General features: G+C 41.7%; 20 protein-coding genes. 11 read left to right on the plus strand and 9 right to left on the minus strand.

The genetic code is table 11. The features are described from left to right. Window positions 1–48 precede the first annotated feature (48 nt). Window positions 49–531: an FKBP-type peptidyl-prolyl cis-trans isomerase gene (locus LP316_RS10410; RefSeq protein ID WP_193020960.1), complete on the plus strand. Its 483-nt coding sequence runs from the start codon at window positions 49–51 to the stop codon at window positions 529–531. A gap of 260 nt (window positions 532–791) precedes the next feature. Then, window positions 792–2,084 (plus strand): metal-dependent hydrolase family protein, encoded by a 1,293-nt coding sequence (locus tag LP316_RS10415; RefSeq protein ID WP_193020962.1) that lies wholly within the window; start codon window positions 792–794, stop codon window positions 2,082–2,084. Between the two features lie 63 nt (window positions 2,085–2,147). Here the strand turns inward: LP316_RS10415 and LP316_RS10420 are convergent, their stop codons facing one another. The 4 genes from LP316_RS10420 to LP316_RS10435 all read right to left on the minus strand — a co-directional run bounded on the left by LP316_RS10420 (window position 2,148) and on the right by LP316_RS10435 (window position 6,330). After that, the gene (locus LP316_RS10420) at window positions 2,148–3,017 is read right to left on the minus strand and encodes a DMT family transporter (RefSeq protein ID WP_193020964.1); all 870 of its coding nucleotides are present in this window, start codon (window positions 3,015–3,017) and stop codon (window positions 2,148–2,150) included. Beyond that, on the minus strand, window positions 3,007–3,741 hold the full coding sequence (gene tsaA, locus LP316_RS10425) for a tRNA (N6-threonylcarbamoyladenosine(37)-N6)-methyltransferase TrmO (protein WP_193020966.1): 735 nt from the start codon (window positions 3,739–3,741) through the stop codon (window positions 3,007–3,009). The genes LP316_RS10420 and tsaA overlap by 11 nt, the downstream gene beginning before the upstream one ends. Window positions 3,742–3,744: 3 nt before the next feature. After that, window positions 3,745–4,059: an Rcs stress response system protein RcsF gene (gene rcsF, locus LP316_RS10430; RefSeq protein WP_193020968.1), complete on the minus strand. Its 315-nt coding sequence runs from the start codon at window positions 4,057–4,059 to the stop codon at window positions 3,745–3,747. Window positions 4,060–4,203: 144 nt separating this feature from the next. Then, complete coding sequence (locus tag LP316_RS10435; RefSeq protein ID WP_193020970.1) at window positions 4,204–6,330, minus strand: cation:dicarboxylate symporter family transporter; 2,127 nt, start codon at window positions 6,328–6,330, stop codon at window positions 4,204–4,206. A 155-nt stretch (window positions 6,331–6,485) separates the two neighbouring features. Between LP316_RS10435 and LP316_RS10440 the strand changes: the two genes are divergently transcribed. From LP316_RS10440 to LP316_RS10455, 4 genes are all read left to right on the plus strand, one after another. Next, window positions 6,486–6,641: a DUF3012 domain-containing protein gene (locus tag LP316_RS10440; protein WP_193020971.1), complete on the plus strand. Its 156-nt coding sequence runs from the start codon at window positions 6,486–6,488 to the stop codon at window positions 6,639–6,641. 247 nt (window positions 6,642–6,888) lie between these two features. Further along, a complete protein-coding gene (locus LP316_RS10445) occupies window positions 6,889–8,010 on the plus strand; it encodes an efflux RND transporter periplasmic adaptor subunit (protein WP_193020973.1) in 1,122 nt (373 codons plus the stop codon). A gap of 3 nt (window positions 8,011–8,013) precedes the next feature. Then, window positions 8,014–11,151 carry an efflux RND transporter permease subunit gene (locus LP316_RS10450; RefSeq protein ID WP_193020975.1) on the plus strand — a complete coding sequence of 1,046 codons (3,138 nt, stop codon included), beginning with the start codon at window positions 8,014–8,016 and terminating at the stop codon, window positions 11,149–11,151. A gap of 50 nt (window positions 11,152–11,201) precedes the next feature. Then, window positions 11,202–11,438 carry a hypothetical protein gene (locus tag LP316_RS10455; protein WP_193020977.1) on the plus strand — a complete coding sequence of 79 codons (237 nt, stop codon included), beginning with the start codon at window positions 11,202–11,204 and terminating at the stop codon, window positions 11,436–11,438. Between the two features lie 75 nt (window positions 11,439–11,513). On the opposite strand, the gene LP316_RS10460 is transcribed toward LP316_RS10455, so the two are convergent. After that, window positions 11,514–12,497, minus strand: coding sequence for a rhodanese-related sulfurtransferase (locus LP316_RS10460; RefSeq protein WP_193020979.1), 984 nt, complete (start codon window positions 12,495–12,497; stop codon window positions 11,514–11,516). A gap of 313 nt (window positions 12,498–12,810) precedes the next feature. On the opposite strand from LP316_RS10460, the gene LP316_RS10465 reads away from it, so the two are divergent. From LP316_RS10465 to LP316_RS10475, 3 genes are all read left to right on the plus strand, one after another. Then, window positions 12,811–13,863, plus strand: coding sequence for a hypothetical protein (locus tag LP316_RS10465; RefSeq protein WP_193020981.1), 1,053 nt, complete (start codon window positions 12,811–12,813; stop codon window positions 13,861–13,863). A gap of 96 nt (window positions 13,864–13,959) precedes the next feature. Next, entirely contained in the window at window positions 13,960–14,448 is a 489-nt protein-coding gene (locus LP316_RS10470; protein WP_193020983.1) for a YfiR family protein, read from the plus strand. Continuing rightward, entirely contained in the window at window positions 14,445–16,550 is a 2,106-nt protein-coding gene (locus LP316_RS10475) for an EAL domain-containing protein (RefSeq protein ID WP_193020985.1), read from the plus strand. The genes LP316_RS10470 and LP316_RS10475 overlap by 4 nt, the downstream gene beginning before the upstream one ends. 45 nt (window positions 16,551–16,595) lie before the next feature. Here the strand turns inward: LP316_RS10475 and LP316_RS10480 are convergent, their stop codons facing one another. From LP316_RS10480 to metG, 3 genes are all read right to left on the minus strand, one after another. Next, window positions 16,596–17,522: a 23S rRNA (adenine(2030)-N(6))-methyltransferase RlmJ gene (locus tag LP316_RS10480; protein WP_226960722.1), complete on the minus strand. Its 927-nt coding sequence runs from the start codon at window positions 17,520–17,522 to the stop codon at window positions 16,596–16,598. Between the two features lie 43 nt (window positions 17,523–17,565). Next, window positions 17,566–17,916 carry a VOC family protein gene (locus LP316_RS10485; protein WP_193020987.1) on the minus strand — a complete coding sequence of 117 codons (351 nt, stop codon included), beginning with the start codon at window positions 17,914–17,916 and terminating at the stop codon, window positions 17,566–17,568. A 99-nt stretch (window positions 17,917–18,015) separates the two neighbouring features. Further along, entirely contained in the window at window positions 18,016–20,043 is a 2,028-nt protein-coding gene (gene metG, locus LP316_RS10490) for a methionine--tRNA ligase (protein WP_193020989.1), read from the minus strand. A gap of 127 nt (window positions 20,044–20,170) precedes the next feature. Here metG and apbC point away from each other — a divergent pair, with 127 nt between their 5' ends. Then, entirely contained in the window at window positions 20,171–21,280 is a 1,110-nt protein-coding gene (gene apbC, locus LP316_RS10495) for an iron-sulfur cluster carrier protein ApbC (protein ID WP_226960723.1), read from the plus strand. 3 nt (window positions 21,281–21,283) lie between these two features. Continuing rightward, window positions 21,284–21,877 carry a dCTP deaminase gene (gene dcd / locus LP316_RS10500; protein WP_193020993.1) on the plus strand — a complete coding sequence of 198 codons (594 nt, stop codon included), beginning with the start codon at window positions 21,284–21,286 and terminating at the stop codon, window positions 21,875–21,877. 94 nt (window positions 21,878–21,971) lie between these two features. On the opposite strand, the gene LP316_RS10505 is transcribed toward dcd, so the two are convergent. After that, window positions 21,972–22,898, minus strand: a complete 927-nt coding sequence (locus tag LP316_RS10505) for a gluconeogenesis factor YvcK family protein (RefSeq protein WP_193020995.1) — start codon at window positions 22,896–22,898, stop codon at window positions 21,972–21,974. Between the last annotated feature and the right edge of the window lie 229 nt (window positions 22,899–23,127).

The raw sequence follows: 23,127 nt of genomic DNA on the forward strand, positions 1-23,127 counted from the left end.
TAGGATCTGCGCGAATTTTTCGCGCACATGCGCATTTCAAGGATCATTATGAATATTACCAAAGACAATGTTGTCCAATTTCACTACACATTACGTGATGAACAAGGCGAAGAGTTAGAATCATCACTTAGCGGCGATCCGATTGCTTATTTGCACGGTCATAAAAATATGATTGTTGGCGTGGAAAACGCTTTAGAAGGCAAGCAAGCCGGCGATGAGTTTTCGGTAACAGTATCACCTGAAGACGGGTATGGCGAACGCCAGGACGATGCTATTCAACGTGTACCAGTAAAACACTTACAAGGCGCGAAAGTATGGAAACCTGGTATGGTAGCAACTGTTCACACAGAGCAAGGTCAACGCCAAGTAACTGTCGTTAAAGCAGGTCGCTTTATGGTCACTGTTGATTTAAATCATCCACTAGCAGGCAAAACGTTAACATTTGACGTTAAGGTCGTTGATGTACGTGAAGCGAGTCAAGAAGAGATAGAACACGGTCACGCCCATGGCGTTGGTGGTCATCAGCACTAGTTTTGACAGGCAATTCGTTTTTGAAAAGTCAGCTTATTAGCTGACTTTTTTGTTCATGGACGAACATTATTGATGAATTGCCATGGACGGTGTAATTCATATTTTGTTCATGGACGAACATTATTGATGAATTGCCATGGACGGTGTAATTCATTTTTTAACCTGAATTCGCGTTAATTCATCTCGTTAGTTTTGTCTTTTTTAAACTTCTTGCTAAGGTGAACATTAGTTTACATAACTGAATAATAATAAGAGGCTCTATGAAAACGATACCGTCAATTCTCGCAACTTTATCGCTTGCCGTTTCTAGCGTTGTTTCCGCACAAACGACTGTGATCCACGCGGGTGAACTATTAGTCACGCCGGGCGACAAGCCACTTAAAGCACAAACGGTAGTGATCAAAGATGGCAAGATCTCACAAGTCGTAAGTGGCTACGAAAAACCAAGTAAATACGGTAAAGAAGTCCAATTAATCGATCTTAAAGATCGTTTTGTTATGCCGGGATTGATGGATATGCACGTTCACTTACAAGGAGAGCTTGGCCCTAATAACGATAGTGAAGCACTGCGTATGTCAGGCACTGATGTCGCCATGAGAAGCACAATGTTTGCTAACAAAGTACTTCAAGCAGGCTTTACCACCGTGCGTGATTTGGGCGCCTCTCCGGAAGAAATATTTGCCTTACGTGATGCCGTTAATAATGGCTGGGTTAATGGTCCTCGGATTATTGCTGCTGGCTCTTCGGTTGCCGTAACCGGCGGCCATGGTGATGTTGACGGCATGAAAGCTGAGCTGATTGAAAAATACACGCCAAAAACCATTTGTGACGGGCCATATGATTGCCGGCGCGCGACCCGTCATGCAATAAAATACGGCGCAGATGTCATTAAGATCACCTCGACTGGCGGAGTTTTATCAGATACCAATACCGGCACTGGCCAACAAATGACCGATGATGAATTAAAGGAAATCGTTGAAACTGCCCATGCCTTAGGCCGAAAAGTAACGAGCCATGCGCACGCGGCTGCAGGCATCAATGCCGCTCTGCGCGCGGGTGTTGATAGCATAGAGCATGGCAGCTACGCCGATGAAGAAAGTATTCGCTTGTTTAAAGAAAATGGTGCGTATTTGGTGCCTACCTTATTGGCTGGCGATACCGTTGTAACCCTAGCTAAAACATCAAACTTTATGTCACCAGCAATTAAAGCCAAAGCCATTCGCGTAGGTGCCGATATGACGGCAAACTTTAAGCGTTCATATCAAGCAGGCGTTAAAATCGCCTTTGGTACCGATTCTGGCGTATCAAAACACGGTATTAATGCCAGAGAAGCTGTGTTAATGGCAAATGCGGGCATGTCCAATAGTGACATTTTAAAATCAGCAACCGTTAATGCCGCTGAGCTGATTGATATGTCAGCTAGCCTAGGCACGATTGAACAGGGTAAATTAGCCGATATAGTGGCTTACGACGAGAGCCCGTTAAAAAATATTGAAGCACTGCTTGATGTCGACTTCGTCATGAAAGGCGGGGTTGTACATAAACAAAAATAAGCTTTTTGTTATTATACGGATTGTTATCAGCTATCAGCTATTCAAACACTGATAGCTGATAAGCTATTTCCTCTTCCCTATAACACCTGTTGTCAAACCAACACCGAATAAAATGGTCAAAGAGCCAACTATCGTCATTGTGGTAATGCTTTCCTGTAAAAACATTGTCCCCCACAAAATACCAAATACTGGGATCAAATAAGTAACGGTTATTGCGTTATTTGGCCCCATGGCAGCGATCAAGCGAAAAAATAAGATATAGGCAAAACCAGTACAGACAACACCTAACACAATAACAGCGTAAATAGCGTCGTTACTGATGGGTTGGTCGGGTAAAAAGCATAGACTCAGGGGGAGTAGGACTAAGGTGGCAGAAACTTGGCTGCCAGTTGCTAATGCCAGTGAGCCAATGCCTGATAATTTGGCTTTGGTTAAATTAGCGGCAAAACCATAACAAAATGTCGCTAATAACACAGCTATTGTCGGCAAGATAATACTGCTGGCATTATCTGTTGATTTATCCGACATCAACAAATAGACACCAATAAACCCCACTACTAAGCCCAAAACATTATTGCGTTTGGGCTTTTCCTTAAACCAAAGAAAGGCGACTAACACGCCAAACATAGGTGTTGTTGCATTCAAGACCGAGGTAACACCGGCTGACAATGTTAAGGTGGCATAGCCAAATAATACAAAAGGAATCGCTGTGTTAAACATGCCAACGATAAATATTTCTTGGTACTTGCCGTGAAGTGCCTTGTGTTGTTTTTTCAAAAAAAGTACCGGTAGTAGCACTAAACTAGCGATCAAGGTTCTTAGTGCCATGAGTAACACAGGGCCAAATTCAGGGCTGGCGATGCGCATAAATAAAAAAGAAGCCCCCCAAATAGCGGCGAGGATCACTAATTCAATTAACGGGTTAGTTTTCATCTTTTCTTTGTTCTATCACAGTGACTTGGGCTGTCGTTGCGTCAAGCATGTGCCAGTTAATATTGAGGTTGTAAAGGCTCATGCCGTAAACCTTATCGTCTTTGCTATTGCGCTTATACGCAGGCCGAGGATCTTGTGAGAGCACTTGGCTGATCATAGTTTTTAACCTAGGGTATTTGTTCGCCAACTGTGCGAGTAACTTTTCACTTTGCGGGTTAAAGCATACCGCGATGGTTTTACCAGCGTGTTGTGCTATCGAGCTAGTCGCGTCAACTATCGCATCAGCATAGGGAATATAGGGCTTAATATCGATAATTGGCGTGCCATTTAACAAATCCATACCTGAAATATTAATGCGAGTAGTGCCATTGACGGTTGATATATCTTCTAGCTTAACGACTGACATACCAATAGGATTGGGCCTAAAAGTTGAGCGCGTAGCTAATACACCTAACTTTTTATTACCACCGAGGCGAGGTGGACGCACCATAGCTTTCCAACCTTTATCAGCGGTTGCGTGAAAAGCAAATAAAACCCACAAATGTGAGTATTGCTCAAGACCTTCTACCATTTGGTTAGCGTGGCATTTGTCGTATAACTCAATGTAACCATGAGCATCTTTCACTAGCCCTGGTTGCCTGGGTATAGCAAATTTTTCGTTGTAGGGGGTATGGGCTTGACCTATAAACTTTAGGTTTAATGAGCTATCAAGTGCGTTACTCATTAACTATGACTCATCAAGCTGTACTTTATAAGCGCGACCAAAACAGACTTTTTCTTGCAGGCAAGCTGTTGACTCGACAAACACACATTGCGAAAAAATAATGGCGTTAGCGTCGAGTTTATTGGCTTTGCGTTTCGCCATGTTTTTTGCCTCAATTTCATCTGGCTCAGCCAAGTGGGCTTTTTCTTGACAAGAATTACCTTCAACAATTGCGATGAATTCATTGTTTTTGGGCAAGTCATTAGCAGATTGGTAGGTTTTTACTTTGCCTACGGCAAAATAGTTATCAAAGTTTTCTTTATCAAGGTTGGTCGACACGGTGTATCGGCTGCTGCAGCTTGTCAGTAGCAGTATTGAAAGCAGAATAAAGCTTGTTCTCATGGTCTTTTCGTTACAATCCTTGGGTTAGCGCACATTGTACGTACAATATGCGGTGGTTAACAGCTTCTTAAACCGGCAGGTTTAGTGCGCTTCTGACATATTGACAAAATCGACAGGTGGTTTGCCTGCAATCCAGTAATTAAAGAGCTTGTCGATGGTTTTGTTTTTCTTTTTCATTAAAATCCAGTTGCGAATATAGCGCTCAAACTGGTTATCATCTCGACTTAATGCAAATGCAAGGCTTACTGGCTCTAGGCGTGGTGTTGGCACAACAACCGTATAATCTGGGTAGAGTAGATTCCAACCAGATGCTGAAGGAGCACCGTAAAGCATGGCATCAATGTGTTGATACTTCTCTTTAAAAAACAGGCGTGGGGTTGATATTTCCCAAACCTGAGCACCAGTAAAAAACTTGGCGATAGCATCTTTGTAAAAGAAAGTTTCGGGAATACCAATAATGAGCTCTTTGCGATCAACGATGTTTTTCCACTGAGTAAATTCACCGCGGCGTTCATCTTTGACGATAAAGGCAATTGTTTGCTCACTATAGGGAATAGATAACGCATAATTTTCCATATTATCTGGAATTACTGGTATGCCGGTTGTCATATCCAAATAGCCTTGCGCTAACAGTGATTTTGCCTGATCGCGATAAATTTTAACAAACTCAATCTTAACACCAAGATCACTCGCAATATGGTGCATAATGGCAATGTCAAAACCAACTAGCTTGCCATTTTTGTTGTGAAAAGCGTACGGCAAATCGTCTCTAAAATAACCGACCCGCATAAAACCACGTTCTTTGATGCGCTCCAACGCTGATTGACCCGTTTCGCGATACTTAGGAACTTGTGGCTGTGCTAATACGGTGTGAGCTACTTCTTTGTAATATAAATCTCGATCAATAAAGTTTTGATAGCCTTGATATTGATAATCAATTGAAGCAAGGGATACGCGCAATAACAAAAATAGTCCAATCGATAAACTCGGTAATAAGATGCCTGCTCGAATCAATCGACTTACGTTGATCCGAATCTTTTTGATAACGGCTGAACTAATCAGTAATACCAGACTAAAAGCGCTAATTACTGATAGCATGGCAACTAATTTACCCGTTAAAAGGTTATCGGCGACCACAAATACCTCAAACATAGTCGCCGAGACATTAAATGATTCAAGCAGTTTGGGCATGGCAACCGTTGTTGATGAAAATAACTGCGGAACGCCGTGAACAACTAGGTTTGTGTAATCATTCAAACCAACATTAGCGCCGGAGAACCAAGCTGCGAATATCGGAAAGAGTAAGACCAGTAGCTTGCCGCCAATCGGGATACTAAAACACAGTGGAATAACAATATTAGGCACTTTATCAAGCGACGCATGATCGTGCTTCCCTTGTTGAAATAGCTCTTTTGATTTTTCGACAAGATTAGGGATAACGAGTAAAAAGCTACCTGTAGCAAACGCCGCCATCATTGATGAGCGCGTTGCTCTTATGATTTGCTTATAACTAAACGGCGTTAACATCGAAATAATTACGGGTAAGACTACCCAGCTTAATATCTGGACCAGTAAAAACGCTGTTAATAAATAGACCATTAGCCCATCAAGCGTATGTGGCTCGATATTAGACACAGCCCTAAAAGCAATACAAAAAATGCCGATTGGCGACCATGTCATCACCACTTTATTAATCGTCGAGATGCTTTCTAATAGCTGATTGAGAGAGCTAATTAAGGGCTCTTTGTTGTTCAGTGGAATTAAGCCTAAACCTAGTAAAAAGCTAAAAAATACCACCCCTGGAATGTTTGCATTGGCTAAGGCTTCAAAAGGGTTTTTGATGATAAATAATGAAAGCAACGACTCGGGAGCCGGCGTGTGTATCGTGTTTGCACTGTAGAATTCAGCATTTTGCCAATCGGGAAAAGCCAAAGGTGCACTAAAGACAAATGCTAAGATAACACTACCAACGAGCAATAGCGCAAGTAATACCGGTTTTAAGGCCCAGCGCGCCTCTTTACCGGTTAACTGGCTGACGCCTATCACCATAGATAACGCGATATATGGAATCGCCGTTAGTTGTAGTAATGACAGAAACGCATCGGCAATTTGATTTATTATATCCGGCATATGCTGCGTGTAATAGCCTGCGGCTAAGCCGAAAATAATTGCAATGATAATTTGAATAGCAAGTGGTATGCGCGTCATAACTGCCTTAATTAAACTTATATGATTTCAATAGATTAAATTATTCTATTCATTGTAAATGATAAGCGATAGCAATTTGCATTTGTATTACTTTTCACAAATTGAATATGTTATCTTACGTAATCTATTGTAAATAAACTGTCAGGGAATGCCCAATGAAGAAGCTATCAAGTTTAGTATTTGTTTGTTTTATCGCCGCTTGTACACCAGAAGTCGGTAGTGAAAAGTGGTGTAAAATGATGGACGAAAAACCCAAGGGAGAGTGGACAGCAAACGAGGCTAGTGACTACGCTAAACACTGTGTATTCTAGTGTTTACCTTTGTATCCATACACTTACTAAGGGGTTAACAGGTTGTTAACCTCGCTTTTTACTGCGGCTTGTTAGCTGATCTCTTTGGTTTGTTTTATCGCGTTCCTGTTCATTTTATTGCCCTTCCATTGTTCAATCTTAACATCACAAAAAATAACATTTTTTTTCGCGTTTGGGGTTCGATTAACACGATTTTTAGCCTATCCTTATTCTGTTAACATTTTTTTTAATAAACGGAAGGTAAAAAATGAAATCAACACCGAGACTGCTATCAGCTATTTTCGTAGCTGCCTCTATGGCTACATTGGTCGGTTGTAGTGATGATAAACAAGAAGTGGTGCGTGAGGTTGTGCGCCCGGTAGAGTTTTTTAACGTCACTTCTGTAACGAGTCAATATATCCAAAACTTTCCAGCACTTGTTCAACCGTCAGAGGAATCTGCTTTGGCATTGCGTGTTGGTGGTGAGTTAATTGAAGTTAATGTCGTCGCCGGCTCGACCGTACAAAAAGGTGACGTTATAGCTCGAGTTGACCCAACCGATTATCAAGTTAAGGTAAACGAAGCGCAAGCGGCGTTTGACTTAGCGAAAAAGACGTTCGAGCGTCAACAGCGTATGCTAAACCTTGAGCTGACATCGCAAGCTGATTATGACATGGCGGCCGCACAATTAGCCCTTTCTGAAGCATCGTTAGAAACTGCACAAAATAATTTAGCGTATACTGTGCTTAAAGCTCCTTATCAAGGCGTTATCTCAAAAGTCCACGTTGAAAATCGCGAAATGATTCCTAACCTTATGGCGCAGTCTAAGCCCATTGTGACCATTCAATCACAAAACGGTATCGATATTTCATTTCAATTACCTGAATCAATCTTGAGTCGTGTTAAGCCGGGTGCTTCATCTTATAAACCACAAGTAACTTTTACTTCGTCGCCAACGCATAAAAACAAGCCTTACACGGCAATATTTAAAGAGATGGATCGCACACCAGATCCAAAATCTCGTTCATACAATGTTGTGTTAACAATGCAAAACCCGAAAGACATCAATATTGTTGCAGGTATGACAGCCAACGTTCGTATTGAATTAGACCAAGTACTTGAAGGTTTAGGTGAATATGTTTTAGTACCTGTTGAAGCAGTGTTCTCACCGTCTGATACGGATCCAGCCAATAAAGAATTTGCTGTTTGGAAAGTCAATCCAGAAACCATGACGGTTCATCGTCAAAGTGTCACTATCGATGAGTTGACAGATCAAGGCGTTAAAGTAACAAGTGGTCTTAAAGAAGGCGATATTATCGCCGCAGCTGGTGTTCATTCATTATTAGAGAATACTAAAGTTCGCGAGTGGACTAAGCAAAGAGGGATCTAATCGATGACTACTACGACAGCTCCATTACCTGAAGGAGGCGGTGTAGCCGGCTTCTTTATGAGAAATGGCGTAATCGCTTGGATGGTTACGCTAATACTACTATTTGGTGGTATTAATAGCTTTTTTAAGCTTGGTCAGCTAGAAGATCCTGACTTTACCATAAAAAATGCAATTGTAGTGACCCTTTACCCAGGTGCTTCGGCACAACAGGTTGAAGAGGAAGTCACCCACGTTATAGAGACTAGCCTACAAAATATGAAGATGATTGATTACATCGCTTCATACTCGAGTAAAGGCTATTCTTATATCGAGTTTAACTTACCGCGCGATGCACAGAAAAAAGACGTTCAGCAATTTTGGGACGACTTACGTCGCAAAGTAGGGGATGCTTCTCGCAGCCTACCACCAGGTGCGATGCAACCTATCGTAAATGATGACTTTGGTGACGTTTACGGCATGATGATGCAGGTATACGCAGACGGTTACGGCTTAAACAAAGTAAGTGAATATGTTGAGTTAGTTAAACGTGAGTTATTACTCGTACCTGGCGTTGGTAAAGTAGCAACCAAGGGTGAGCAGCAAGAGCAAATCTTCATTGAGTTAGAGCGCTCTAAAATTGCTAACCAAGGCTTAACGTTCAACAACGTTGCTAATGCGATTAAACAGCAAGACAGTATTTCGCTTGCTGGCGATGTTCACATTGGTGAAGAAGTCATTCGCTTTTATCCAACGGGCGAGTTCCAAACAATCGATGATTTGAAAAACATCATTGTATCGCCGACGGGCTCAGAAACTATCTTATATTTATCTGATGTTGCTAACGTTTATCGCGGCTATAAAGATAAACCAGCTAATTACATTACGATTAATGGCAAAGAAGCTATTTCAATGGGGATTTCATTTGCGCCAGGCGTCAATGTTGTTACTGTTGGTAAAGCAGTGCAAGAGCGCATGGACCAATTAGAAGAAATGCGTCCTCACGGCATTGAATACGAATTTGTCTACAATCAACCAGAGCGCGTAGATAACTCGGTTAAAGGTTTCTTAGGTAACCTACTTGAAGCGTGTGTCATCATATTCTTCACCTTGTTATTTACTATGGGCCGTAAAGCCGGTTTACTGATCAGTTTTATCCTAGTCGTGACGATTGCCGGTACCTTCATTCTAATGGAAATGCACGGTATTCAGTTACAACGTATTTCGTTAGGTGCGTTGATCATCGCCTTGGGTATGTTGATTGATAACGCGATAGTTGTCGTCGAAGGCCTGATAATAGGGATGGAAAAAGGCAATAAGAAATGGGATTCAATGATTGCCATCGTTAAGCAGACACAATACCCGCTTTTAGCTGCGACAGTTATTGCCATTATTGCTTTTGCACCGATTGGTTTATCACCAGATAGTACGGGTGAAATTGTTGGCTCATTATTCTGGGTATTACTGTATTCATTATTCTTAAGCTGGATCACCGCTATCACTATTACGCCATACTTCTGTGAAATCTTTTACAAAGATGGCGAGTTTGATGGCCATGCCGAGGCACATGGTGATCACGACCCATACGGTGGTTTTATCTTTGTCGGCTTCAAGTGGTTATTAGACAAGTGTATGCGCTTCCCATGGGTGTTCACCTTTGCATTAATTGCTATGTTGGTGGTTTCAGCGAAATCGTTTAAGTATGTTAAACCTGAATTCTTCCCGCCTTCAACGATAGCTCAATTCCAACTTGACGTGCGTGACGGTTTTGGTACTGATATCCGTACGATGAAAGAAAAGGTTAATGAGTTTGAAGAGTTCTTATTGTCTTATGACGAAGTAACCCAAACTACAGCAGCGATTGGTGGTGGTCATGTTCGTTTTATGCTTTCATACAAGCCTGAAAAACAATATGACAACTATGCAAACATAATCGTATCTACTCAAACACCAGATGACGTGGTTGAGGTGATTAAAAAGTTACGTCAGGATGCCCCTGAAAAATTCCCGACATTGCAGTTAACGCCTAAGCGCTACTCTGTTGGTCCACAAACAGCGGGTGCCATTGAATTACGTATTTACGGTTCAGATCCTGTCGTTTTACGTCAATTATCAGAGCAAGCTAAAGACTTTATGCGTGCTACACCTGGCGCAGAATCTGTGCGTGACGATTGGTTTGAGCGCTCTAAAGTGATTCGCCCTCAATTTAATGAAATCAAAGCGCGTCGTTTAGGGATAACTAAGCAACACTTAGATCAAACGATTCTAGCGAACTTTACGGGTCGTGCGATTGGTCAGTTCAAAGACGGTACAGATGTATTACCCGTTATTGCTCGTCCACCAAAAGATGAACGTGTAACTTTATCTAACTTAGGTGAATTAAATATCTGGTCGCCGGTGAAACAAGGTTTTGTGCCAATTTCACAAGTTGTCGATGGTTTTGAAACAACATTTGAAGACAGCTTTATCAACCGTCGTAACCGTGTCCGCACGATTACCGTAATGGCTGATTACGATGTGACTTCTGATGCAACTTCAGCCTCTGTTCGTCAATTGATGTTACCAGCAGCTGAAGAGTTTGAGAAAAACTTGCCAACGGGTTACTCAATGGAGTGGGGTGGTAGTCATGAGAAATCAACCAATGCTAAAGCATCGGTATTTACTTCTATTCCAGCAGGTTACTTAATCATGTTTATCTTAACGGTTATCTTATTTAACTCGCTGAAGAAAGGTTTAGTGATTTGGTTTGTTGTTCCGTTATCGATTATCGGTGTTGTCGGTGGCCTACTTGCCTTTAACATGCCGTTTACGTTCATGGCATTACTTGGTGCGCTGAGTCTTACCGGTATGATGTGTCGTAACGGTATTGTCTTGGTCGACCAAATTACGATTTACCAAGAGCAAGGCGCTGAAGACTACAAAGCGATTTTTGATGGAGCTGTCTCTAGGGTTCGCCCAGTATCGTTAACAGCGATCGCGGCAATCTTAGGTATGATCCCATTATTGAAAGACGCATTCTTCGCTGCGATGGCTGGCTCTATGATGGTTGGTCTGGCGGTAGCAACCTTCTTAATCTTGTTTGCAGTACCTGTGTTCTACATGCTGATTTACCGTGTTAAATACCGTAAGTTGGCTGATATTCAGGCAGAAGGTTCTTTAGAGTAATCGATAGAGTGCCTAGTGTTAATGCTAGGCACTTTACATGAGGATTTATAATGAGTTTATTTGATGTATTAAGAGAAAAGGATGAACAAAAAGCTCACGAAGATGCACGTGAAGTGCTGATCAAAAAAGTTGCGACTTTGTTCAACCCAAAAGAAGATATTACCACCTATGAATTAGCGATTATTTTGAAGCTTTTTGCTGTTGCCAATGTCGATATGGATATCAATGCCATTCGTGAACAAGCTAAGAAATATCAGATTGATCGCCATTTCGATATAGAAGCGTAAGGCGAAATTAAAACGATGAAAAAAGGCTTCAAAATTATGAAGCCTTTTTTATTGCCGGTGTCTCAGTCGATTAGACTATTTTTGTTGCGCTTGCTGCGCTTTAATTTTGGCTTGCTTGTTTTGCTTACGTTTTGCAATAACAGCAGCTGCGTCGCTACCGATATGTGATTCACCACGTTGTTTGGCAAGTTCCATCTGCTTTTCACGTTCAGCGTATCGAGCGCGTTGTTCATCGCTCACTGAGTCGATACAATGATGGCAACTAACACCTTTTTGATATGCTTCGCGTTGTTTGTCTTCTTCTAAAATCGGCATGCGACAAGCATGGCATTGATCGTATTTACCTGCTTTTAATTGATGATCGACAGTGACTCTATCATCAAAGACGAAACATTCACCTTTCCATAAACTTTCTTCTTGTGGTACTTCTTCAAGATATTTAAGAATGCCGCCTTCAAGATGATAAACTTCTTCAAAGCCTTGCTCTTTCATGTAGGCTGTAGACTTTTCACAGCGAATACCGCCAGTACAAAACATTGCGACCTTCTTTTGCTTTTTCGGGTCCATGTTTTGCTTCACGTAATCAGGAAACTCTCTGAACGTTTTGGTTTTTGGGTCAACGGCATACTCGAAGGTGCCAATATCGACTTCATAATCATTACGTGTGTCAACGAGTACAACATCGGGATCGGAGATAAGCGCGTTCCAATCTTTTGGTTTGACATAGGTACCGACAACATGGCGTGGGTCAATCCCCTCAACGCCCATGGTAACGATTTCTTTTTTAAGCTTTACTTTACAGCGTTTAAAAGGCTTTTCTTCACTGTAAGATTCTTTGTATGACAAACCAGCAAAGCGTTCATCTTGTTTTAAATAAGCGACGAGCTTATCGACACTTTCGCGCGAACCTGCAATTGTGCCATTGATGCCTTCTTTGGCGAGTAAAAGGGTGCCGCAAATCTCGAGGGTTTCCATTGTTTTTAACAAAGGTTCACGGATTGCTTGATAGTCGTTTAAGGCAACGAATTTATACATTGCACAGATTACGTAGTTTGACATTGATTTTTCCTATTGCGATCTGAAGCGTAAATTCAGAGCTAATAACGTTGGCTTAACGATGTAAATGTATCGTTATAAAAACTTTACTCAAACTTGAGCGGCGAGGATTATAGGTGGTTTACTCGACGTTGTAAAATCGCCATGAAGAACTTAAATTTTGTGAATATTTTGCCCGTTGTCATTTAACCTGTTGAATTGGTTACAAAACACGATCAATTTTGCTTTTTCGGTTAAAAAAACGTAAAATCGCGCCCAATTTTTCGGCTCAAGTTAGTCTCTTGTGTTGTCGTCTTCAAAAGTTTAGGTTGTATTTATGAAGCTTCGTTTTAGTCAGTTATCAATGCTAAGTTTTGGCTTGGTTTTGTTTTATAGCGGTATCGTTAACGCTAAAACGCCAGCAGAAATGGCAGACCTAAGTTTAAACGACTTATATATGATGTCAGTTGATGAAAACGAACAAGATTATGGCTTTCAATTTGGTGTGCTACTAAAAAAACGTAAACTAGATGGCTATATGTCAGGTACTAAAACGCTCTCTTATGATGATGTTTTATATCAGCCACCTGAACAACGCACTAACCAAAACTATCCTGTCGTACCGACGGTTATTAGTCAGCAAACACTGGTCTTAAACTTCGCATTTGGTATCGATGAAAAAAGTACGGTAAGCATTAGTATTCCCTATATTGAGCAGGATACCGATCACATCAGTATCGTACCTGGTTACGATACCTTCAATATTGCTTCCCAAGGACTTGGCGATATCAGATTGAATTACCAACATCGGGTATATAAGGTCAATAATACTCATGTTGAATTTTCTCTTGGAATATCGTTACCAACAGGCTCAATCGATGAGCGAGGTGATACGCCAAGAGCACCAGGTGATCAGCAATTGCCTTACACCATGCAATTAGGCTCGGGAACATTTGATTTACCGGTAGGCTTAAATGTTTCACATTTAGTTCAAGATTACAGTGTCGGCTTAAGTTTATATGCCAATGTTAGAACGGGTAAAAACGACAGAGACTATCGACTAGGCAATAAGTTTGCACTATCTAGTTGGATCAAATACGAAGGTTGGGCCAGTCTAGACCCGACGTTAAAGTTAACTTATATCCATTGGCAGGCGATCCAAGGTCAGGATGAGGAAATAACAGTGCCGGGACAATTTCCTTATCCTGCAGGTATTACAGATCCTGATAATTATGGTGGTCAGCAGATTAATGTTTCTGCAGGGGTAGATGCGTACTTTGGTGATCAGCGTGCCAACATTAATCTAGTACTGCCGGTGTATTACAATTTAAATGGCGTGCAACCTAAGCAAAAACTAGGCGTTAGCTTGCAATGGCATCAACAGTTTTAATAATGATGGCGATGGTTCATGATTCGTTTTAGTACAATCTACAAAGTTTTAGTAATAACCTTATGTCTAATGCTGTCTGCGCCGACTGCATTTGCGATGGCTAACGTTAAAAATAGCGATAAGATCAAGGCTGCGTTTTTAATGCACTTCACCGGTTATACCACATGGCCCGGCAATAAATTAAACGAGGTTAACATTTGTCTGTTAGGTGATGTTAGCTTCGACAATTTTTTAAAGAGTATGATCAAAGCGAAGCCACAAAATCGCACGGGCCAACAACTCAATCTGTTTTACCTTGAAAAAGCTGAAGACATTGACACTTGCCAAGTTGCTTTTGTTGGTAATGCTCATGTTGAACACGTCGTTAAATATAGGCAAGCTAAGCAACTTCCTGTCTTGTTAGTAGGTGGCGGCACCGGTTTTATTGAGCGGGGGGGTATGATTAGCTTCTTCCAAGAAGAGCAACGGATACGCTTTAAGATATGTCCTGAAAAGCTCGCGCAAGCTAATATCAAAATGAGTGCAGAACTACTGAGATTGGCGGTGATTTATCACGCTCACCACAACGAGGAGGTCGCACCATGAGGCAGTTATTGATCCGACTTTCAATAAAACAAAAGATTATCGCAGTCAGTTTATTTATTAGTTTGGCTGTTGTAAGTGTCACAGCGAGCGTATTCTATTTCAAAGAAGTCCAGTTGCTGCGCACAGCAATGGTTGTAAATACCCAAACGCAGGCAACGTTGATCGCCTCGAGTGTTGTCGCTGCGATAACCTTTGACGACAAACTTGCTGCTACTGATAGTGTACGATTACTAGAGAACAATGATGATGCTTTATACGCAGCCGTTGTTCTGCCTGATAATACGGTGTTTGCACAATACCAGAGTCAACCGATGCTCCCAACGCCGATAATAGATTTGAGCGAAAACATTAAGTTCAGCGAAGATTATCTTGAGATAGTTACGCCTATAGTGGACAACGGAAATGTCTTAGGGCACCTGTATATGTGTGTGGGCTTAGATACACTTAATGAGCTATTAAACAAGTATCGCATCATTTTTATCGTGACTTTGTTACTGAGCGTCTTTGCGTCTTATTTGTTGGCACTTAAGTTTCAGCGTTTGATTACTAGACCTATTATGGCAATGGTAAAACAAGTGGAAACGCTTGCTGCACAACGTGACTACTCTAAGCGGTTATCACTATCGCTCAATAATGAACTGGGACGACTTCAACATGGTTTTAACCATGTGCTCGATGTGGTTGAAGAGCGAGAATCCCAACTCCAGCGTCATAGTGAAACCTTGCAAGAAATTGTCAATAAACGCACCAAGCAGCTCTATCAAAAGGCCCACTTTGATGCCCTGACAGGATTGCCTAATCGCTATTTATTACTCGACAGATTAGATCATGCAATTTCAAACGCAAAGCGCAATAGCGGTCAGCTGGCGGTACTGTTTATGGATCTTGATCGCTTTAAAGTGATTAATGACAGCTTGGGACATGAAGTGGGTGATCAGTTGTTGCAAGCGGTAGCTGTGCGATTAAAAAATGTTGTCCGTGAATGTGATACGGTTGCTCGTCTTGGTGGTGATGAGTTTATTGTTTTATTGGAAAACATTGACCATGCCAGAGATTGTGCTCGAGTAGCACAAGCGATAAATCAATTGTTTGAAACGCCCTTTAAGTTGGAACATCACGTGCTCCACGTAAGCACGAGTATTGGCATATGTATTTACCCTGATGACGGCGTTGATGCTAAAGCGTTACTCAAACACGCTGACATCAGTATGTACCACTCAAAGCGCAAAGGTCCGAGCAATTATAGTTTTTACGAAGCGCAAATGGATGAAAAAATTCATCTACGCTTAGAATTGGAAAATCAGTTGCGCCATGCGATTGATTACAATGAGCTTTATCTTCACTATCAACCGCAAACATGTATTAAAACTGGCCAAATAACTAAGGTAGAGGCGCTTATTCGTTGGCACAATAAGTTATTAGGTCATGTTTCACCGATTGATTTTATTTCTGTTGCCGAAGAGATTGGCATAATCAACCAAATTGGTTTCTGGGTTGTTGAGCAGGCTTGTCGTCAAGTGAGTGATTGGCAGAGCCAAGGGGTTAATTGCCCGAAGATTGCAGTGAATATTTCATCGACTCAGTTGCTTGATGGCGATCTCATTAATCACTTCTCAAGACTTATTGATAAATACGAGATAGAGGCTCATTACCTCGAAATTGAGATCACTGAAGATGTTTTTGTTGATCAATCATCACGTACGATTGAGGTAATTAGTCAACTCAGAGAAATGGGCATTAATATTGCGATTGATGATTTTGGTACTGGCTACTCTTCCTTGAGTTACTTAAAAAAGCTACCAATAGATACCCTAAAACTCGATGGCGCATTTGTTAGTGACGTGCAATATAGTGCTTCAAGTCAAGGTATTGTCAGTTCAACGATAATTTTAGCTCACAGTTTAGGTATGAAGCTTGTAGCAGAAGGTGTTGAAACGCGATCGCAATTAAACTTTTTAAAATCTCAAAATTGTGACTATGTCCAAGGTTATTACTTGTATCAGCCAATGCCAGCTGATGAGGTGACCAAGTGTTTAGCGGCATTTTACCTCGGTAGCGCTGAGCACCAAGCAGAAAGCACGCTAGACAATGCAAATATTTAATTGCTATTTACATTGTCGCTTTAAGTAAGCTGAACTCGGGTTAACTTACTCGTCAATTAATTGTTTCGCTCGATAACTAGACTCACTTGTTCCTAGGTGCTCTTTCATGCATGTCAGTAAATCCTTAGCTTGACTGAGTAATTGCCAAGGTGGGTTGATTATAAATAAGCCTGTGCCTGTCATCCCATAGGCGTCGCTATCAGGTTTTTGGCAATACTCTAGCTGAAGTACGTTTTTCACAGAACTTTGGCAAAAGGCTTGCTCCATGGCGTCGACATTTTCGCGCTTAACAACTGGATACCACAATAAATAAGTGCCTGTGGCAAATTTCCGGTAGCTCTTGATCAGTGTATTAACAGATTTGAGGTAATCCTCTTTGAGCTCAAATGGCGGGTCCATTAATACCACACCACGGCGTGTCGGCGTTGGCAGTAAATCAAGTAAACCTTGATAACCGTCGCGGTGATGAACTCGTGCTTTTCGCCAACGCGCACAATAGCTTTCGAGTAGCGCTACATCAGTAGAATGTAATTCGAATAAGTGAGCAATGTCTTGGCGACGCATTAATTGTTTAGCGATGCCTGGCGAGCCAGGATATAGGTCGAGGGATTGCTCGTTATTAATGGCTTTTATCAACGCAGTATAATCAGCTAGTATCTCTGGTAACTCATCGAGCTGATATAGCTTTTCAATACCGTCTTTGTATTCTCCTGTCTTTTGGGCATATTCATCCTTGAGTGTATACATGCCCGCGCCGCTATGGCTATCAATATAACTGTAGCCCTTGTCTTTGCGATTCATGTAATTGAGTACATAGGCAAGGACACTGTGTTTTAACACATCGGCAAAATTGCCGGCGTGATAGGCATGACGATAACTTAACAAAATAGCCTCTTTAAATGAGCAGTTGATAACCGCTGCGATAATAACAGGTTTAGCATAGCCATAGTGAGTGTTAAGATTCTGCAACACTAAAATTTGTCATGATTTTAATGTAACTAGACCCTACCAGTTACTATTTATCCGACCAAATCGCTAATTCATTGCCACTGGGTTCGAGAAAGTGAAAACGCTTACCACCGGGAAACTCAAAAATCTCTTTGTGGATGATACCGCCGTGTGCTTTAACCTTTTCCAAGCTCGCATTGATATCTTCGCTATAAAGCACGATTAAGCAGCCGCCTGTGCTTTGCGTTGAACTCATCGGTGCGTGGAAAAAACCGCCATCAAAACCCTGGGCATTAAATGCGGTATAATCAGGGCCATAGTCAGTAAATTGCCAATTAAAGCAGCGAGTAAAAAAAGCTTTGGTGTTGGCTAAGTCTCTTGCTGGCAGTTCGAGATAATTGATGGTTTCTGGTGACATTTAACTATTCCTTAGTATGGGTTAGGTCATCATGGTAAACAACAGACAAAAATAAAGCGAGCCTTAGCTCGCTTTATTAAAAAGTTAATTTCTATAACGTTACTTAACACGCATACCTGGTTGTGCGCCTTCTTCTGGGTTTAGAATCCATAAGTCTTTGCCACCGGGGCCGGCAGCTAATACCATGCCTTCTGACATACCAAAGCGCATTTTACGCGGTGCAAGATTTGCTACCATAACGGTTAACTTGCCTTCGAGATCTTCAGGCTGATACGCCGATTTAATGCCAGCAAAAACTTGGCGTGTTTCACCGCCTAAGTCTAATTCTAGGCGCAATAATTTATCGGCTTTTTCAACGTGGTCTGCTTTAACAATTTTGGCTACGCGCAAATCGATTTTAGCAAAATCATCAAATTGAATTTCTTCACTGATCGGATCGTCAGCAAGTGGACCTGTGACTACTGGCTTTTGCTCTTGCTGCAGTGACTCTTTCGATGCTTCAACCATAGCTTCAACCTTATCCATTTCTATTCGTTGCATTAAGGCCTTAAACTTATTGATTTTGTGGTTTGCTAATAATGTTTTGTGGCCTTCCCATAAAAGCTCATCGTTTAAGAATGCTTCTGTTTTTTCAGCAAGTGCTGGTAACACTGGCTTTAAGTAAGTCATTAAAATACGGAATAGGTTAATGCCTAATGAGCAAATGTTGTGAACGTCTTGCTGTTTGGTTTCGTCTTTGATTAACTGCCAAGGCTCTTTAATCGCAATGTATTCGTTGACCTTATCGGCAAGCGCCATAATCTCGCGCATCGCTTTACCAAATTCGCGATTCTCGTATAGCGTTGCTAGGTTATCACCGGCTGCCATTACTTCATCAGCCAGTTTTTGATCGTCAACTTCGCTAGATAACATGCCATCGAATTTCTTAGTAATAAAGCTTGCACAGCGTGAAGCGATATTGACGACTTTACCGACTAAGTCAGAGTTTACACGTTGGGCAAAATCTTCAAGGTTTAAATCTAAATCATCAATTTTATTGGTTAATTTAGCTGCGTAGTAGTAACGCAGATACTCTGGGTTTAGGTGATCTAAGTAGGTGCGACCTTTGATGAAGGTGCCTTTAGATTTAGACATTTTAGCGCCGTTCACTGTCACAAAACCGTGAGCGTAAACCGACGTTGGTTTTCGGTAGCCAGCGCCTTCAAGCATTGCCGGCCAGAATAGCGAGTGGAAGTAAATAATGTCTTTACCAATAAAGTGATAGAGCTCAGCGCTAGAGTCTTTTGACCAGAAGGTATCAAAGTCGATATTTTGTTTGTCACATAAGTTTTTAAAGCTACCCATGTAACCAATTGGTGCATCTAACCAAACATAGAAGAATTTGCCCGGTGCGTTTGGAATTTCAAAGCCAAAATAAGGGGCATCGCGGCTAATGTCCCATTGTTGCAGGCCTGACTCAAACCACTCGGCAAGTTTGTTGGCCATTTCGTCTTGTAATGAGCCACCAGTTGTCCAATCTTTTAGCATTTGTTCAAACGCTGGTAAATCAAAGAAGTAGTGCTCTGAATCGCGTAATACCGGTGTAGATCCTGAAACGACTGAACGAGGGTTAATCACTTCTGTCGGTGAATACGTTGCGCCGCAGTTGTCACAGCTATCACCATTTTCATCTTCACTGCCGCATTTCGGGCAAGTACCTTTAACGAAACGATCCGGTAAGAACATACCTTTTTCTTCGTCGTAAAGTTGTGAGATAACACGTGTTTTGATATGACCGTTATCGTTGAGTTTATTGTAAATTTCAGTGGCGAATGCGCGGTTTTCATCACTGTGGGTTGAGTGATAGTTGTCAAAACTGATTAAAAAGTCGTTAAAGTCACTCATGTGCTCTTCGCGAACACCGTCGATCATTTGCTCTGGTGTTATGCCTAATTCTTGAGCCTTTAGCATAATTGGCGTACCGTGGGCATCATCGGCACACACGAAGTAAGTTTCGTTGCCGCGCATGCGTTGAAAGCGAACCCAAATATCCGTTTGGATATGCTCTAGTAAATGGCCTAAGTGGATAGAGCCGTTGGCGTATGGAAGCGCACAAGTAACGAGAATTTTACGATTTTCAGTCGACATAGAATTTGCCATCAAGTAAATAATTTATTTTATATGGTAATCAATGGCGCAATGGTACAAAATTTACCGTCATCTTTCATTAATATTTCTGTTGTTTTTTGCTTTCAACGTTATAAAGGTCAGTATTTTGTTTAGTAAGCTTTTTTCTTCTTCGAATAATAGTCGTAAAGTCAGCGATGAATGGGTTGACTTAATCGAACAAACCTTAGCTCAGTATCGCTCTTCGGCATTTCCCGAAGGCGTATTGGTGTGTTGTCAGCAACTTAGCTTTAATTACCGTAATGAGACAATCGTAGGCAGCGGACAAATTAGCTTTCCCTGCCAAAGTGAATTGGTAGAACTTGCCGTGCAACTTAGCGAAGTAATAGGGCAGAAGGTTGAACTGAAGCTTTCGTTAAATGTATTAGCGGTAAAAAAACACGAGATTAACGGCGTAAAAAATATCATTGCTGTTGCCTCGGGAAAAGGCGGCGTTGGCAAGTCTACAACAGCGGTTAATCTGGCCTTAGCATTACAGGCAGAAGGCGCGCGAGTTGGTATTTTAGATGCAGATATTTACGGGCCTTCAATCCCTAAAATGTTAGGTGTAGAAGGGCAAGCACCGCAAAGTGATGACGGCAAATCGATGATCCCGATTGACGCACAGGGCTTAGATGCGATGTCGATTGGCTTTTTAGTGCCAGATAGCGATGCTGCAATATGGCGCGGGCCAATGGCGAGTAGGGCGTTTGATCAATTGCTTAATGAAACCCAATGGCATGATCTCGATTATTTAATTGTCGATATGCCTCCGGGTACGGGCGATATTCAGTTAACATTGTCGCAAAAGGTGCCGGTATGTGGGGCGGTAATCGTTACAACGCCACAAGATGTTGCACTCGCGGATGCGACTAAAGGCATTGCGATGTTTAACAAGGTTAACCTACCCATTTTGGGGTTGATCGAGAATATGAGTTATCACGTGTGTGACAACTGTGGTCATCACAGCCATTTGTTTGGCGTTGATGGTGGCGTTGCTGCGGCAAAAGCGCACAATGTGCCCTTCTTGGGTCAGTTGCCATTAAATATTACCATTCGTGAGGACGCCGATAACGGCACGAGTCAAGTTATTGAAAATTCTACTAGTCAGATAGCCCAACAATACCTTAAGATAGCTCGTAATTTAGCGGGCCAATTGTTTTTATCACAAGACAAACGCAGCCCAAAAACCTCGGATATTTTGATAAAAGAAGTATAAGCCATGAGATTGTGCGATAAAGACATTGAACAACACATCGAACAAGAAAAAATAATTATTAGTCCAAAGCCCGATCCTTCAATGATCTCAGGGGTTAGCGTTGATATTCGTTTAGGCAATGAGTTTCGTGTATTTAAAGATCACACGGTACCCTATATCGATTTAAGTGGCCCTAAAGCAGACGTTCAACAAGCAATGAGCTCAGTGATGAGTGAAGAAATTGTCATTGCCGATGGTGAAGCGTTTTTTCTCCATCCTGGTGAGCTAGCCTTAGCTGTGACGTATGAGTCGGTAACGTTACCAGATGACATTGTTGGTTGGTTAGACGGCCGCTCGTCTTTAGCTCGACTAGGCCTGATGGTGCACGTGACTGCACACAGAATTGATCCAGGCTGGTCAGGGCAAATTGTCTTAGAGTTTTATAACAGTGGTAAGTTACCGTTGGCATTACGCCCTAAAATGAAAATTGCTGCACTTAATTTTGAAACTATGTCGGGCAGCGCGTTAAAGCCTTATAACAAGCGCAATGATGCGAAATACAAAGGGCAGATGGGCGCGGTTGCCAGTAGAATTAGTGAAGACGATACGAGTAACTAAATTAGGCTCGATTCGGGATAACTCAAGGCTACTCTTGATAGAACTATGAATAAAATTAAAAGCATAGCAGTAATATTACTATGCTTTTTTGGTATTATTTCTTAACTAAGCTCAGCGGGTTTTTATTGCGCTCGCGCTCTTGAATTTCCATGCATAAGTTAATGGCTGAAATGAGCTTTGCTTTGTCGTGGTGATGCGCAACCTGATCACAGGTCAAATCGTGCAAGATAATACTGACCTTGTCTGAGGTCATTGTTTGATCTTGCGTAATGACTGTATGAATGGGTTGGTTGCCTGTGTTTTCTTCTATCCATGCAAGCTTTTCATCAATCGTTAACGCTGCTGCAGGACTTCTTTCTTTAACGACATTATCAAGAAATATACAGTGCGCTTTACTTTGTTTAATGGCCTTAGATATATCGCGCACCAGTAATGGTGGAACGACACTGGTTAAAAAGCTTCCAGGCCCTAAAATAATAATATCTGCGTTGGCAATGGCCTTGAGGCAAACACTCGGCGATTTAACAAGCGGCGCAAGTAGCAAACTTTTCGGCATTATCGGCATATCGTCAACCGATAACTCACCGACGCGGCAGCGACCTTCAGGATAAAATGCCATAAGGTCGGTGGGCGCTTCTGACATGGGTAAAACCTGCGTTGGCACTTGTAAAATATTTCTAACTAATTCTATTGATTCTAGCGGGCGCGATTGAATTTGACCTAAACCATAAAGAATAAGGTTACCCAAGTTATGGCCGCCTAATTCATCTTCACCGTCAAATCTAAAGTTAAATAGTTGGCTACCAACAGACTGATCGTCGACTAGTTGGGTTAAGCAATTGCGCAAATCGCCCCATGCAATGGAGCTACTTCTTCTGCGGAGTCTACCGGTTGAACCACCGTTATCGGTTGTTGTTACTATGCCTGTTAATTGGTCACCGAGAAAGGATAGGGTAGAGAGTGTTCTTCCTAATCCATGTCCGCCACCAATAGCGACAACATTTGCCTGTTTCAGTTGCATGAAATAAAAGTGTCATAAAAGGTTAGTCTAACCATAACGCTAAAGTCGCCAAAAATAAAGTCCCTAAAGATTTGTGTTAACAATTGATTAAAATATCGACATGCGCTTTGATTGTTGCGTTGAGCTTATCAAGACAAGGTAATTGATAAGTTCAAATAGTGAGGTTAGCGTTACTGCCGCTAGCTAGTAAACTATTGAATTGCGATATAAACTGCTAAAAAATGAACGA

This window comes from Thalassotalea sp. LPB0316 (assembly GCF_014898095.1).
Classification (GTDB): Bacteria; Pseudomonadota; Gammaproteobacteria; order Enterobacterales; family Alteromonadaceae; genus Thalassotalea_G.

Excerpts from the sequence above, each read along its gene's own strand:
- LP316_RS10410 (WP_193020960.1), top strand. The coding sequence starts at position 49 with ATGAATATTACCAAAGACAATGTTGTCCAATTTCACTACACATTACGT.
- LP316_RS10415 (WP_193020962.1), top strand. The coding sequence starts at position 792 with ATGAAAACGATACCGTCAATTCTCGCAACTTTATCGCTTGCCGTTTCT.
- LP316_RS10420 (WP_193020964.1), bottom strand. The coding sequence starts at position 3,017 with ATGAAAACTAACCCGTTAATTGAATTAGTGATCCTCGCCGCTATTTGG.
- tsaA (WP_193020966.1), bottom strand. The coding sequence starts at position 3,741 with ATGAGTAACGCACTTGATAGCTCATTAAACCTAAAGTTTATAGGTCAA.
- LP316_RS10435 (WP_193020970.1), bottom strand. The coding sequence starts at position 6,330 with ATGACGCGCATACCACTTGCTATTCAAATTATCATTGCAATTATTTTC.
- LP316_RS10440 (WP_193020971.1), top strand. The coding sequence starts at position 6,486 with ATGAAGAAGCTATCAAGTTTAGTATTTGTTTGTTTTATCGCCGCTTGT.
- LP316_RS10445 (WP_193020973.1), top strand. The coding sequence starts at position 6,889 with ATGAAATCAACACCGAGACTGCTATCAGCTATTTTCGTAGCTGCCTCT.
- LP316_RS10450 (WP_193020975.1), top strand. The coding sequence starts at position 8,014 with ATGACTACTACGACAGCTCCATTACCTGAAGGAGGCGGTGTAGCCGGC.
- LP316_RS10455 (WP_193020977.1), top strand. The coding sequence starts at position 11,202 with ATGAGTTTATTTGATGTATTAAGAGAAAAGGATGAACAAAAAGCTCAC.
- LP316_RS10460 (WP_193020979.1), bottom strand. The coding sequence starts at position 12,497 with ATGTCAAACTACGTAATCTGTGCAATGTATAAATTCGTTGCCTTAAAC.
- LP316_RS10465 (WP_193020981.1), top strand. The coding sequence starts at position 12,811 with ATGAAGCTTCGTTTTAGTCAGTTATCAATGCTAAGTTTTGGCTTGGTT.
- LP316_RS10470 (WP_193020983.1), top strand. The coding sequence starts at position 13,960 with ATGGCTAACGTTAAAAATAGCGATAAGATCAAGGCTGCGTTTTTAATG.
- LP316_RS10475 (WP_193020985.1), top strand. The coding sequence starts at position 14,445 with ATGAGGCAGTTATTGATCCGACTTTCAATAAAACAAAAGATTATCGCA.
- LP316_RS10485 (WP_193020987.1), bottom strand. The coding sequence starts at position 17,916 with ATGTCACCAGAAACCATCAATTATCTCGAACTGCCAGCAAGAGACTTA.
- metG (WP_193020989.1), bottom strand. The coding sequence starts at position 20,043 with ATGTCGACTGAAAATCGTAAAATTCTCGTTACTTGTGCGCTTCCATAC.
- dcd (WP_193020993.1), top strand. The coding sequence starts at position 21,284 with ATGAGATTGTGCGATAAAGACATTGAACAACACATCGAACAAGAAAAA.
- LP316_RS10505 (WP_193020995.1), bottom strand. The coding sequence starts at position 22,898 with ATGCAACTGAAACAGGCAAATGTTGTCGCTATTGGTGGCGGACATGGA.